Consider the following 13,566-nt stretch of genomic DNA (forward strand, 5'->3'; position numbering starts at 1 on the left):
GCGCTGATCATTTCCTGTTTCTACTTCAGCCAGACGGGAAACAGGCTGTTTTGATGTCACTTTTGCCATCTTCGCGCCACATTTGGTTTCTTCTGTCTCTTCCAGTGTATTCCATTCACCACAATTCGGACATTTTCCTACCCATTTCGGACTTTTATATCCACAATTCGAACATTTGTACACGGTTTTGATTCTCATTTCTCTACCATACTTTCTGTGAAAAACAAAGGGACTGTAATCGCATTACAGTCCCCTGAGTGGTATCAGCCGATTTTATCAATCTCAACGGAAGATGCATTTTTCTGCAATTCTACGCTGAAGTTTACTTTGCCGGCCAGATTGGATTTCATTTTGCCAACGTTTACATCGTCGATCAGGATTTTATATTCTGTTTCGGGTTCCAGTTCCAGTGTGATCTGCACATCTTCTGCGCCTTCCACTGCAAAACGGGCACCTCTTTCGTCCATTTCGAAATTATGTACGGTTGCACCGGGCACTGTTTCCAAAAGCATTTTTCCATTTTTTTCCAGTCTTGTGATTTCAGAGAAGGTTTTTACGTTATACATATCACCATTCACTTCGAAATCCAGAACCTTTTTCTTTTCGTCCATCAGATGATTGCCGAAGCTGATTGTATTATTATCTTCCTGTCTGATCAATTCTTCGATTACTGCCATTTTCAGTACCTCCAGTCGTAACTCTCTATTGTGTTTCGCCTGCACAGCGATCTATTTCATACCATGCAAGGCTGTTTTTGAATCATAATCAGTATACAAAGCATCTGAAGAACAAAAATTCTTCCCCACTTTGTATAAATAGTATAGCACAGTTTTATCGTTTGGTATAGCAAATTTTTCTTAATTCTGAATAATTATTCTCCCCTTATTACTTGACAACGCGGAAGTGAAAAGCACCATTTGTTTTCATACCGACAGACACTTTATCTCCTGCTTTAAAGTCACCTCTGAGAAAGGCTTCTGCAAAGGAATCTTCAATTTTGGACTGGATCGCTCTTCTCAGTGGTCTTGCGCCGTAGGCCTTATCGTAGCCCTCTTCGGCAATTTTTTCAATGGCTTTATCTGTAAAGGAAACAAAAATATTCATATTTTCTCTGATCCGTTTGGAGAGAGTATTTGTGAGCAGTCTGACGATCTGAATGATATCTTCTTTTTCCAGAGGATGGAAAACAATGATATCATCGATCCTGTTCAGAAATTCAGGCTTGAAGATATTTTTGATCTCATCCATTACGCCTTTTTTCATGTGCTCATAGCTCTGTTCTGCTGTTTCCATGCTGGTAAAGCCCAGACGTTTGGGCGCAGCGATGCTTCTTGCACCGGCATTGGAAGTCATGATGATAACGGTATTTTTAAAATCCACTTTTCTGCCCTGACCATCAGTAATATGGCCATCATCCAATACCTGCAGCAGGACATTGAAAACTTCGGGAGATGCCTTTTCAATCTCGTCAAACAGAACAACGGAATAAGGATTTCTGCGTACCTGCTCACTGAGCTGGCCACCCTCTTCGTAGCCTACATAGCCAGGAGGAGAGCCGACCATACGGGAAACGCTGTGTTTTTCCATATATTCAGACATATCGATACGTACCATGGCGTTTTCGTCACCAAACAGAGCTTCTGCCAAAGCCTTGGAAAGTTCTGTTTTCCCGACCCCCGTAGGCCCCAGGAACAGGAAGGAACCAATGGGTCTGTTAGGATCTTTCAGACCGACACGACCGCGGCGCACTGCCTTGGAAAGTGCCTTGACTGCTTCCTGCTGACCAATGACACGCTGATGCAGGGTATCCTCCAGGCGAAGCAGTCGCTGACTCTCTTCTTCCTTCAGACTCTGCACAGGGATTCCCGTCCAGCGGGAAATGACCTCTGCTACGTTTTCTTTTGTCACAATGGCCTGAGCGTTATGCTCCGTATCCCATGCATTTTTTGCTGCTTTCAGACTGAAACGCAGGCTGTCCTGCTGCTTTTTCAGATCTGCTGCTTTTTCAAAATCCTCTGTTTTCACAGCCAGTTCTTTTTCTTTTTCCATTCTTTCGATGGCCTGTTCCAGCTGCATAATGGCAGTGGGTGGTGTATAGGCATTCAGACGCAAGCGAGATGCGGATTCATCGATCAGGTCGATGGCTTTATCAGGCAGGAAACGATCTGCTACATAGCGAGCCGACAATTTCACGGCCGCTTCAATGGCTTCAGCAGAGATTTTTACGTTATGATGTGCTTCGTATTTTTCTTTCAATGCTGTTAACATCTGGATCGCTGCTGTTTCTGTAGGTTCTTCCACACGAACAGGCTGGAAACGACGCTCAAAGGCAGCATCTTTTTCGATATGTTTGCGGTATTCTTCCAGTGTCGTTGCACCGATCAGCTGAATTTCCCCCCTTGCCATGGCGGGTTTCAGAATATTGGAGGCATCGATTGCCCCTTCTGCTGCCCCTGCACCGATGATGGTGTGGATTTCATCGATAAAAAGGATGATATTGCCGTCTGCACGGACTTCTTCCAGTGCCTTTTTCATGCGTTCCTCAAATTCGCCGCGATATTTGGAGCCTGCAACCATGGCAGAAAGATCGAGGCTGAAGATCTTCTTATTTTTCAGTGTATCAGGAATGTCGCCTACTGCGATCTTCTGGGCAAGCCCCTCTACAATGGCCGTTTTGCCGACACCGGGATCACCGGTCAGGCAGGGATTGTTCTTTGTTCTTCTGCTCAGGATCTGGATGATACGTTCAATTTCATGATCTCTGCCGACAATAGGATCAAATTTCCCCTGCTTTGCCAGCAAAGTCAGATCTCTGCTGAATTTTTCCAGTGTTTCCGTAGCGGATTTTTCTTCTTTTTCAGGATTTTCATGCATCCCTTTTGCTCCGGCGGGCTGGGCATCACTTTCTCCCAACATCAGCATCAGGTCTTCATACAAAGTCTGGATATTTACGCCCAGACCTGTCATGATCTTCACTGCCAGCGTATCAGTTTCCCGCAGCAAAGCAATCAGGATATGCTCTGTGCCAACCATATCTGCGCCCATGCGTACAGCTTCCTGTCCGCTCATATCGATCACGTATTTTGCCCGTGGCGTATATGCTACAGGTCCTTCCTGTTTTTGATTACCAACCATTTCGGAAATACGTTCCATCACCTGATGATAAGTAACATTCTGGATCTCCAACGCCTTTGCAGCTGTGCTTTCCTGCACCAGTGTCAGCCCCAGCAGGAGATGTTCTGTACCGATGTATCCATTTCCAAGAGTACCGGCAGCCTCTTTGGCTCTTACCAGCACGTCCTTGGCTTTTTTCGTATAATTCTGCATTTCTTTCACCTTCCTTTGTCAGTTTGTTAGCCAACTAAAGTTGTGACTGCTAATTTATGCTAGAAAATAAAAGAACCAATATACGGTTCTTTTATTATTTTTCAATTCAGATTTTAATTATATACCCATTTCCTATAAAATGCAAAGGATACTTTATGCCTCTTTCTTACAAATCTCTTAAGTCTTCTGCAAAAAGAGTAAAAGGTTCTTTTTCGGGCTTTGCAGTCAGAGAAAAGGGTTGTTTTGTTTCAGGGTGTACCCCTTCCAGTTTATAAGACCAGAGGGCGATGTCCGTTTTTCCTCTTTTGGGGAAATTTTTATGGTATTTTTTATCCCCCCAGATGGGAAATCCACCGTGAGATGTCTGCACACGGATCTGATGATGGCGGCCTGTTTCCAGTTTGATCTCCGCCAGTGTCAGCCAGCCCATATCCGTTTCCTTTTCTGCGATCCTTGTATAATGCAGAATGGCTTTTTTCGCGCCCTTTCTGTCCTTGGAAACTACCTCGGAAAGATTTGTGCGTGCATTTTTCAAAAGATAATTTTCCAAAGTTCCCTGTTCTTCCGGTAGTCTGCCGCAAAGAACCGTCAGGTATCTTTTATTCAGCCTGTTTTCCTGTATATCCTTGGATAAAATCGCTTCAGCTTTTTTCTCTTTGGCAAACAGCATGACCCCGCCGACAGGTCTGTCCAGACGGTGCAGCAGGCCAAGAGGCTGCCCGGTATATTCTTCCAGCTGAGAAAGCAGATCAGGATCCCCTGTTTTATCTGCCTGTGCAGGCACACCCTGCAGTTTTACCACTGCCAGCATATATTCATCTTCAAAAAGGATGTTCATTTTTTACACTTCCTTTAGCACCGCTGCACTCTTCGGAGGCAGAGTCAGTTCCGCAAAGCCGTTTTTTACGGGACACTGGAATGCAAAGTCAGTAAATCCATCCCGATTCGTCATCAGGCAGTTTTCCAGTGTCGTATCCAGTTTCATCCCTGTTTCCCATACAGGAATAGAAACTTTACGGCTTTCTTCGTTATTATTTAATACGATCAGGAATTTATCTTCTCTGTCAAAGCGACCATAGGCAATCACACCATAATCACCATAAAGATGATGAAGGGAGCCATGTCGCAAAACAGGATTTTCTTTTCTGATAAAGATCGCTTCCCTGTGGAAATTGATCAGGTCGCGATCTTCTTTCCCCCAAGGATAGGTACGGCGGTTATCGGGGTCAGTCCAGCCAACCAGACCGGCTTCATCGCCATAATATACCGTAGGTGCACCAGGCCATGTCATCTGCAGCAGGACCGCTTCCCGCAGTACAGCCTTGTCAATGTCTCTTTCAGCCGCTTCACTGCCTTCTGTCTGCAGTCTGCCGATGCGTCGGTTAGTTCTGGTCAGGAAGCGGGAATGATCATGATTGGAAAGCTCGTTCATGGATGTCATCAGGGACTGGATAGGCAATTTTCCCATCTGATAGATCATGGATCCCCAGAAGATATCTGCGTTGTTATACATATCATCCCGCTTTTCCGTGCTATGCTTGGAAACACCGGTCAAAAACCATGTGACAGGTTCCATAAACGCATCATAGTTCATAATGGAATCCCATTCATTCCCCTGCAGCCAGCCTGCCGCATCACCGTAATGCTCTGCCAGAATCAGTTTATCAGAAGAAACACTTTTTACAGCATCTCTGAATTCCGCCCAGAATTTATGGTTGAACTCGGCAGTTTTGCCTAGGTCGGCCGCAACATCCAGACGCCATCCGTCTGCATGAAAAGGTGCGGAAACCCACTTTTTACCGACTTCAAGGATCTCTTTTTTCAGCTCTTCGCAGCCTTCTTCGTTCAGTTTGGGATGATTTTCATACCCCCACCAGCCTTCATAGCTGCCGTCTTCATTCCAATAGAAATAATCCCGATAAGGGCTTGTCTTATGATGATATGCCCCTTTACCATTTTTTCTGTAAAAGCCCTCTCTGTCCAGCCATTTGTGGAAGGCACCGCAATGGTTGAATACACCGTCTACCAGAACACGAATGCCTTTTGCGTGGGCTTTTTCCACCAGTTCTGCAAAAAGTTTGTCAGAGGCTGTCAGGTTTTCTTTTCTTGTTGTTCTGGTCACATACATAGATGCTTCTGCATTGGTTGTAGCGCAGTTTTTCAAAACCTTACCACCGTCTTTTACAATCTTGCCAAAGTGAGGATCGATATGATGATAATCCTGTGCATCATATTTGTGATTGCTGGGAGAAACGAAGATCGGATTAAAATAGATCACTTCCACGCCTAGATCTTCCAGATAATCCAGTTTATCAATAACCCCCTGCAGATCGCCGCCGTAAAAATGATTCACATCTGTGGCGGAAGGAGGTGTATCCCAGTTTCTCACTTGTTCGACCATGCGTTTCAGATACAGATATTCATTTGTTTTTACGTCATTGGAACGATCGCCGTTGCAGAAACGATCAGGATAGATCTGATACATTACTGCACCCTTCGCCCAATCCGGCGTCACAAAATCGCGGATGATCTCAAATCTTCCTTCATCCTTAAATTCATCAAAATAACCGTATTTTGTATAAAAACCTTCTTCTTCCCCATGCTGCAGACGGAAGTAATAGGTGATTTTCTTTTCTGTAGGAGGAAGAGTTGCTTTATAATAGGCAAAGATTTCGTCTGTCTCTGCCAGATCCATCAGATATTCTCTTTCGCTTGTACATAAAAAGACAGCAGAAAAAGTCTTTTTCCCAACACGAATGAAGATATCCACTTCATCCGTAGAAAGAGGCTCTGCAGGAGAACGGAATTGTTTTGTCTCATCACTATATACTGCCTGAGAACGGAACTGTTCCTCTGGCAGAAATAAGCCGGATGCTTTGTGCTCTGGCATAGATACACCACCTTAAAATTTTATAAAAACCCAAAATTATTATACATGACAACGGTGGTTTGTGTCAATTACAAGGCAGACTCATCCTTATGTTTCTGTTAATGCGATCCTTCTGTATTTATATTTACTGTTTTTGTTTAAAAATGAAAAAGAACAGCCTGCCGATGGCTGTTCTTTTCCAAAAGAGAAGGTATTTCTTATTGGGATCACATCACTTTGCGTGATGCTGCACCGTCAAAACGGTGCGAGTGTGAAAAGATTGGGGAGTCTTCACTCGAATATTATATCACGTGGGGTCAAATATGTCCAGCAAAACTTGTATTTATGTTAATTATAATTACGTTAAAAGTTTTGAACAATAATGGAAAATCCTATATAAAATCTGATCCTTTTAACTCATAAAATCACTTAAAAGTTTTGCCAGATTCTCTTCACCCGTGACACGGATCCCCTCCCGCAGTTGTGTTGCCTCCCCTTCCGGTAATGTGGAAACAGGCAGATCCGTTTTTTCTTTCAACCGGATATTCTTTTTTGTATCCTCGTAAAATACAGCGAGGAATCCATCACTTTCCCCGAGGATATATGTTTCACTGCTCAAACCCTCTATTTTACAGCGTAAAATCACTTTTTCAGGAGAAAAAAGTATGATCTGCCAGCCGGTATAAATGCTTTTCAGCTGTTCCATATCCAATCCCTGCAGAAACGCCGGTGCATGTTCGATCTGCTCTTTGATCACGCGATCCCGACTATAAAAATACTGGTAAATTATTTTTGTATCTGCGCCGATCACCTGTTTTGCCTGCAGCGTATAATTCGCTTGTGCCGCTTCCATCCGCTGGTCTCTTTCTCCCATCCAGAGCGTTACATAATATCCTGCCAGCATAAAAAGCAGAAAGCTGCATAACGCCACGATCATTACTATTTTTCGCATACGACCACCTCTTGCATGGAAGTATGGACAAATATTCGCTTTTTATACAAAAAGACTGTACAGAAAATTCCATACAGTCTTTGTATTCTTTAATATGTTGATGTTTAGTACAGTCTCAGATGTACAGGAACCCCGTTTTTGAATGTACAAGGCAGTTCCCCCTGAATCAGAGGCAGCAGATAATCGATCATTTCTTGTGTTACATCGTTACCCGCTTCATTGATCCATTCATCAGGCACTTTTTTCACCTGATTTGCAATCTTTTCGATTTCTACAAAATCGATTTCAAAACGGTAAGGCTCTGTAGATGTTCTTTTGATGCAAGCCATTTTTCCTGTACCACCGGAAATACAATAATCTGCCGCAGCAGCACCCAGCAGTCTGGATTCATAAATATCAGATGCAGAAGCTACGTGGGATGCACAGCGCTGCATAACGTTCAGTTCGATGCTTCTTACCTTACAGCCGATTTCGAAACGGATGATTTCTTCCAGATAACGGGAAGCACCTGCCAGAATTTTGTGGCCAAAAGCATCTGCAGCTCTGTTCTGCAGTGTATCTGTCACATAATCGCCTTCTTCGTTGCGAATACCTTCGCTGACTGCAATTACGATAGAATGTTTTTCAGTCATTTTCGCTCTGACATCATCCAGGAACTGATCCACAGAAAAAGGTCTTTCGCAAAGGTAGATCAGATCAGGTGCAGTATCCCCATTCAGTCTGCCCAGTGCGGAGGATGCTGTCAGCCAGCCTGCATCTCTGCCCATGATCTCTACGATTGTAACAGAAGGCTGTGCATATACATTACAGTCGCAGGAAATTTCAGACATGGTAGTTGCAACATATTTGGCAGCAGAACCAAAACCGGGGCAATGGTCTGTTTCCATCAGGTCGTTATCGATAGTTTTGGGAGCACCGATGATTTTGATATCGTTGATATGCATTCTTTCACAGTACTGAGAAATTTTATGAACTGTGTCCATAGAGTCATTGCCGCCGATATAAACAAAATAACCGATTTCGTATTTACGGAAGATCTGGATGATCTTTTCATATTCAAAAGTGTTTTCTTCAAAATCAGATAACTTCATGCGGCAGGAACCCAACGCGGAAGAAGGTGTCTGGCAAAGCAGCTGCAATACTGCAGGATCAGACAGTTTATCGTTCAGTTCGATCAGATGCCCTCTCATCAGACCCATGATACCATTTGCTGCGCCATAGATTCTGTCAATATTACAATCTGCCAGACCTTTTTCTACAACACCTACCAGGGTAGCATTGATTGCTGCAGAAGGCCCGCCGGATTGTGCAACTAAAAGATTTTTCATATCAATTTTTCCTTTCTAAAAACAAAGGGATGTCCCCCCAAAAAAATTCTTTATGATACGCTCATTATAGCATGTTCTATCACGATTGCAAGGATGAAACAGAGCGTTCCTTGCAACACCAAGTAAACCACTGAAACAGACAGCGGTTTATCTTGAATTATTTTTCTCTGGTAACATCCGCATAGAAGTTCATCAGTTCTTCTTCTGTGCCGAAAGTTGCCAGATACATCTGATTGCCCATTGCACCGGAAAGTGCTTCGGGAATGCGGTCTACCATTCTGATATGAGAACCGTATTTCTGCATAATGTCTTCATGAGACATAGCAAAGGGTTTACCATCACGCAGACCTGCAAAACCACAGTGATTGGATTCACCCTTGGGTTTTGTGGATCTGTCAAAGGCGATCATATCTGCCCAGATCTTATAAACATCTGTGCTGTGGGCATAGTTGATCATATCGGGAGAGAAACCGCCGCTGGGACGCATATTTACTTCCAGCGCCATGATATCATCTTTTTTACCCAGACCTTCCTGATCCTGCAGCAGACGGAAAAATTCGAAATGAACAAAGCGGCTCTTTACATCAAAGGCTTTTACGGTAGCACGGCCGGCTCTGCGTGTTTCTTCGGGCAGTTCTTTCAGAATATAGAACAGAGAATTCTGTTTTTCATTTACGATATCCATAATGGAGCCCAGAGAAACATTCCCTGTTTCAAACATGATCTCACCGTTGGAGTCGATGATGGCATCATAGGAATTTACAATGCCGTTTACAAATTCTTCCATGATATAGACAACGCCTTCGTGTCTCTGACCATAAAAGCTTACCAATTCCTCATCATTTTTGATCTTGAAATTATGAGAAGCACCAACACCGTTATCGGGTTTTGCAACAACAGGATATCCAACTTCCTCGATAAATTTTCTGCAGCCTTCCAGATCATCTACCAGATGATAGCGTGCAACGGTCAGACCTGCTTTTTTATAATATTCCTTCATTTTAGATTTGAATTTGATACGAGGAATATCTTCTGTCTGGAAACCGGTTGTGATATTAAAATCTGTACGCAGTTTCGCATCTCTTTCCAGCCAGTACTCGTTATTGGATTCCAGCCAGTCAATACGGCCATACTGGAATGTGAAAAATGCAACCGCACGATAAACTTCATCATAATTTTCCAGACTGCTTACTTTATAGTATTCTTGCAGACTGTTCTTCAGTTCATCACTCAGCTCATCGTAGGGCTGATCGCCAATCCCCAGCACGCGCAAGCCGTTATCCTTCAGCTCTTTGCAGAATTTCCAGTAGTTCGTAGGGAAATTTGGCGAAATAAAAATAAAGTTCTTCATAGGATGGTGCCTCCTTCTTTTGTAAAAAAAATTTTTTATTTGAATTTATATAATAATGTCTTCATGAAGAAAGGCAGCTGTCGTTCCCAGCTGGCCTCGCAATGTTCCCCATAGGGTACAATGCGGCTGTTTACCATGACCCCTTTCTGGATCAGCAAAGAGGTGATATCCCCGAAAACACGGCTCATTCCCTTATGGTTGTTCATTTCTTCCGAACCATAATCCATATACAGCACAGTATCCTGCAGCAATGCAGCACGATTGATCATTTCTTTCACTTTTCTGGGAGAAACCCACAGAGAAGGAGAAAGTGCTGCCGCTCTGGAAAAAACATGATTGTATTTCATCAGTGCATACAGGCTCATCAGACCGCCCATGGAACTGCCGGCAATAAAAGTATGTTCTCTGTCAGGCAGTGTACGAAAATGTTCATCGATCGCCGGTTTCAGTTCATTTACATACCAGTCCATTGTTACCATACCGCGGCCTTCGATCACCCCTACCTGTGCATTTTTAAAGGTAAAAGGTGCATATTCCTTTAGTCTGCCGTTGTTTGCGTCATGGTTGCATTCCACTGCCACAACGATCATCTGTGTGCGACTGCGGTTCATGTATTTTTCCATCCCCCAGCTTTTGCCATACGTTGCATCTTCGTCGAAAAACACATTGTGCCCATCGAACATATATAATACCGGATACCTTTTATTCTCATTCTGAAAATAGGAATTCGGCAGATGAATATAGGCATAACGTTCTTCACTGCCCCCCAGCAGCGGAAACATTACTTCAAATCTTTCGGTCATAAAAATCTCTCCATTTCATCTTTCATCTCTCATCAATGGAATATTCCGTTATCAAAATAATATATCATAGACAAAAAAAATTGACAAGGAAAGCTTAGCGCACGAAAATGAGATAAATCTTCGGTTTCAAAAAAAGGATTTGGGCAACTTTTATATTTACACTTGAAATTAACAAGGATATAATAAATAAGTGGAAATATATTATGAAAGGTGGGGAAAGTTTGAATAAAAAGTTAAATACTCTTTTAGCAGATTTAAGAAACTATAAAGACAGACTTTCTGTTGCCTTGAAAATTGCGGATATTTCTATTTTTGAAGTTGACCTGAAAAATCAGTTATTTACTTTTTTTGAAAATTCAGAAAGTATTTTTGAAAAGAAAGGCAGTGCGATCCTTGCCGACGTCAACGAATATCACGACCTTCCCTGGAACGAATATCTCTCTGCGGTCAGTGCATATTTCACACATCCTGAGGATACACAGTTCATGGAAAATGCGTTCCGCAGCATTATGACAGGACGCCCCATTTCCTTTGAAGCAAGATTAAATGCCGGCGATACAGCCTATAAATGGTGCAAGGTAGACGTTGCCCCTGTGCTGGAAGATGATCAGCCCATTAAAATGATCGGTATTATTTCGGATATCCATCATATGAAAAAACGTATCGACTTTCTGGAAAACTCTGTTTATAAAGATAATTTTACAGGATTATATTCCAAAAAACGATTTGAAGAGCTGTGTACCAGCGTTCTTGCCGACAGAGAAGATGCCAAATGTATTATGATGATCGTTGACCTGGATTATTTCAAATCTGTGAATGATAACCATGGTCATATGGCCGGCGATGAAGTGCTTCTCTCTTTTTCCCAGCATCTTTCCGCTGCCGTTCGAAAAAAAGATATCGTTGCCCGCTTCGGCGGAGATGAATTTGTTCTGCTGTTGCTGGATGTGACCAGCATTGAGGTCGGGAAACAGAAAGCAGAAGAAATCTTGCAGTTGCAGGATAATGATTATGGCATCACCAAAAGCATCGGCATGTCCCTATTTCCTGATATGGGCAGGAATTATGATGTTCTGTTCCGCAAAGCCGATAAAGCCCTTTATAAAGCAAAACAAAAAAGAAACGCTTACTGTGTATACGGTGAAGATGAATAAAAAAGACCGATGGGAAATCCATCGGTCTTTTTTATTCCTGAATCAGTGCCTTCCCTTTTTCTGTCAGACCCTTTACTACATAATCTGCACCACAGCACATATCGATCTCAATCACATCTGCAAGATCTTCTTCTTCCATCCGTGTAATGAAATCATTTGCTTCCGCGGCGGTGATCCCTACTGCCCGATAAATATCGGTGGCATCCACTTCATTTTTCTTCTGATAAATTTCTTCTACGATCTTTAGAATATCTTTCATTTCCATCTTAAAATTCCTCCCGAAAAACTCTTTGAAAAAATTGTATCACATTTCCCTAAAAAGTCCAGCAACCTTTAATCATCCACACGCAGAACATATTTTTATAACGAACAATTGATAGATAATTTAAATCAATTCCATAGAAAACAGCGAATATATTCATTTTTATAATCAATTATACTATTTTTTTGTTATATATAAAAATAACAAAAACATTATAATATCAACGTTTTAACGATTTTATTTTATCACGATGAAACATAATGAAATTTTATCATTTGCTATTGACAAACCATATTTTCATTGATATATTCTATAATTAAATAAAGCAATGTAAAAACATCTGTTTCTGTATTGAAAACAACAAAGAGAGAAAGGGTGATTTATTTGATCACGTATAACGATAAAACCAACCTGCTGGAACTGAGAAGATATCAGTATAGCCTGCAGGACGTAGAAGAACCAAATCTCTACCGTGATAATTTCAATTATGACGAAGTGCCCAAGGTCACATTCAACTATCGTCAGGTTCCCATGAATGTTCCTGATGATATCTGGATCACAGATACAACTTTCCGTGACGGCCAGCAGTCCCGTGCTCCTTATACAGTAGATCAGATCAAAAAACTCTATGAAATGATGCACAGACTGGGCGGCCCTAACGGCAAGATCAGACAGTGTGAGTTTTTCCTTTACAGCGAAACAGACCGCAAGGCGATCGATGCCTGCCGTGATATGGGTTTTGAATTCCCTGAGATCACAGGCTGGATTAGAGCAACGAAAGAAGACTTTAAACTGGTCAAGGAAATGGGCCTGAAAGAATGCGGTATTCTGGTTTCCTGCTCTGACTATCATATTTTCAATAAATTACGCAAAACAAGAAGCGAAGCCATTGCCGGTTATCTGGAAATTGTAGAAGCAGCTTTGGAAATGGGTATCACCCCTCGCTGCCATTTTGAAGATGTTACAAGAGCAGACTTCTATGGCTGCGTTGTTCCTTTTGCCACAGAACTGAAACATCTGATGGATAAATATCAGATTCCCGTGAAAATCAGATTCTGCGACACTATGGGTTATGGCGTACCCTATCCCGGTGCTACACTGCCCCGTTCTGTTGGCGGTATCATCTACGGTGTAAACCACTTCGCACAGATCCCTTCCGAACTTTTGGAATGGCATGGTCATAACGACTTTTATAAAGCGGTTGTAAATGCATCTACTGCATGGCTGTATGGCTGCTCCGCTGTAAATACTTCCCTTTTGGGTATCGGTGAAAGAACCGGCAATACCCCTCTGGAAGCTATGGTCATGGAATATGCATCTCTTCGCGGCACACTGGATGGCATGGATCCTACTGTTATCACAGAAATTGCAGAATTCTACGAAAAAGAACTGGGCTATAAAGTTCCCCCTCGCACTCCTTTCGTGGGCCGTGATTTCAACGTAACCAGAGCAGGTATCCACGCAGACGGCGTTGCAAAAGACGAAGAAATCTATAACATCTTCAACACAGGAAAGATCCT

11 protein-coding genes and 1 pseudogene are annotated in these 13,566 nt (G+C 42.6%); 2 read left to right on the plus strand and 10 right to left on the minus strand.

Going from position 1 to position 13,566, the window contains the following annotated elements:
• The 9 genes and pseudogenes from ACJMLT_RS01790 to ACJMLT_RS01830 form a co-directional block, all read right to left on the minus strand.
• Nucleotides 1-183: pseudogene (locus ACJMLT_RS01790) on the minus strand (DNA repair protein RadA); the annotation flags it as partial.
• A gap of 80 nt (nucleotides 184-263) precedes the next feature.
• Nucleotides 264-677 (minus strand): endosialidase, encoded by a 414-nt coding sequence (locus ACJMLT_RS01795; RefSeq protein ID WP_405725698.1) that lies wholly within the window; start codon nucleotides 675-677, stop codon nucleotides 264-266.
• A gap of 208 nt (nucleotides 678-885) precedes the next feature.
• Nucleotides 886-3,327 (minus strand): ATP-dependent Clp protease ATP-binding subunit, encoded by a 2,442-nt coding sequence (locus tag ACJMLT_RS01800; RefSeq protein WP_405725701.1) that lies wholly within the window; start codon nucleotides 3,325-3,327, stop codon nucleotides 886-888.
• Nucleotides 3,328-3,493: 166 nt separating this feature from the next.
• Nucleotides 3,494-4,165: an RluA family pseudouridine synthase gene (locus ACJMLT_RS01805; protein ID WP_405725704.1), complete on the minus strand. Its 672-nt coding sequence runs from the start codon at nucleotides 4,163-4,165 to the stop codon at nucleotides 3,494-3,496.
• 3 nt (nucleotides 4,166-4,168) lie between these two features.
• Nucleotides 4,169-6,217, minus strand: a complete 2,049-nt coding sequence (locus ACJMLT_RS01810; protein WP_405725707.1) for a glycoside hydrolase family 13 protein — start codon at nucleotides 6,215-6,217, stop codon at nucleotides 4,169-4,171.
• A 391-nt stretch (nucleotides 6,218-6,608) separates the two neighbouring features.
• Nucleotides 6,609-7,148 (minus strand): BofC C-terminal domain-containing protein, encoded by a 540-nt coding sequence (locus ACJMLT_RS01815; RefSeq protein ID WP_405725710.1) that lies wholly within the window; start codon nucleotides 7,146-7,148, stop codon nucleotides 6,609-6,611.
• A gap of 104 nt (nucleotides 7,149-7,252) precedes the next feature.
• Nucleotides 7,253-8,476: a 6-phosphofructokinase gene (locus ACJMLT_RS01820; protein ID WP_405725713.1), complete on the minus strand. Its 1,224-nt coding sequence runs from the start codon at nucleotides 8,474-8,476 to the stop codon at nucleotides 7,253-7,255.
• Nucleotides 8,477-8,633: 157 nt separating this feature from the next.
• On the minus strand, nucleotides 8,634-9,827 hold the full coding sequence (locus ACJMLT_RS01825; RefSeq protein WP_405725716.1) for an ATP-grasp domain-containing protein: 1,194 nt from the start codon (nucleotides 9,825-9,827) through the stop codon (nucleotides 8,634-8,636).
• A 35-nt stretch (nucleotides 9,828-9,862) separates the two neighbouring features.
• Nucleotides 9,863-10,630, minus strand: coding sequence for an alpha/beta hydrolase (locus ACJMLT_RS01830; RefSeq protein ID WP_405725719.1), 768 nt, complete (start codon nucleotides 10,628-10,630; stop codon nucleotides 9,863-9,865).
• A 221-nt stretch (nucleotides 10,631-10,851) separates the two neighbouring features.
• Here ACJMLT_RS01830 and ACJMLT_RS01835 point away from each other — a divergent pair, with 221 nt between their 5' ends.
• On the plus strand, nucleotides 10,852-11,784 hold the full coding sequence (locus ACJMLT_RS01835) for a sensor domain-containing diguanylate cyclase (protein ID WP_405725722.1): 933 nt from the start codon (nucleotides 10,852-10,854) through the stop codon (nucleotides 11,782-11,784).
• Nucleotides 11,785-11,815: 31 nt separating this feature from the next.
• On the opposite strand, the gene ACJMLT_RS01840 is transcribed toward ACJMLT_RS01835, so the two are convergent.
• The gene (locus ACJMLT_RS01840) at nucleotides 11,816-12,049 is read right to left on the minus strand and encodes a hypothetical protein (protein WP_405725725.1); all 234 of its coding nucleotides are present in this window, start codon (nucleotides 12,047-12,049) and stop codon (nucleotides 11,816-11,818) included.
• Between the two features lie 372 nt (nucleotides 12,050-12,421).
• On the opposite strand from ACJMLT_RS01840, the gene ACJMLT_RS01845 reads away from it, so the two are divergent.
• A partial coding sequence (locus ACJMLT_RS01845) for a 2-isopropylmalate synthase (RefSeq protein WP_405725728.1) occupies nucleotides 12,422-13,566 on the plus strand: 1,145 nt, incomplete at its 3' end.

Source organism: Anaerotignum sp. (assembly GCF_045122575.1).
Lineage (GTDB): Bacteria > Bacillota > Clostridia > Lachnospirales > Anaerotignaceae > Anaerotignum_A.

Excerpts from the sequence above, each read along its gene's own strand:
- ACJMLT_RS01795 (WP_405725698.1), bottom strand. The coding sequence starts at position 677 with ATGGCAGTAATCGAAGAATTGATCAGACAGGAAGATAATAATACAATC.
- ACJMLT_RS01800 (WP_405725701.1), bottom strand. The coding sequence starts at position 3,327 with ATGCAGAATTATACGAAAAAAGCCAAGGACGTGCTGGTAAGAGCCAAA.
- ACJMLT_RS01805 (WP_405725704.1), bottom strand. The coding sequence starts at position 4,165 with ATGAACATCCTTTTTGAAGATGAATATATGCTGGCAGTGGTAAAACTG.
- ACJMLT_RS01810 (WP_405725707.1), bottom strand. The coding sequence starts at position 6,217 with ATGCCAGAGCACAAAGCATCCGGCTTATTTCTGCCAGAGGAACAGTTC.
- ACJMLT_RS01815 (WP_405725710.1), bottom strand. The coding sequence starts at position 7,148 with ATGCGAAAAATAGTAATGATCGTGGCGTTATGCAGCTTTCTGCTTTTT.
- ACJMLT_RS01820 (WP_405725713.1), bottom strand. The coding sequence starts at position 8,476 with ATGAAAAATCTTTTAGTTGCACAATCCGGCGGGCCTTCTGCAGCAATC.
- ACJMLT_RS01825 (WP_405725716.1), bottom strand. The coding sequence starts at position 9,827 with ATGAAGAACTTTATTTTTATTTCGCCAAATTTCCCTACGAACTACTGG.
- ACJMLT_RS01830 (WP_405725719.1), bottom strand. The coding sequence starts at position 10,630 with ATGACCGAAAGATTTGAAGTAATGTTTCCGCTGCTGGGGGGCAGTGAA.
- ACJMLT_RS01840 (WP_405725725.1), bottom strand. The coding sequence starts at position 12,049 with ATGGAAATGAAAGATATTCTAAAGATCGTAGAAGAAATTTATCAGAAG.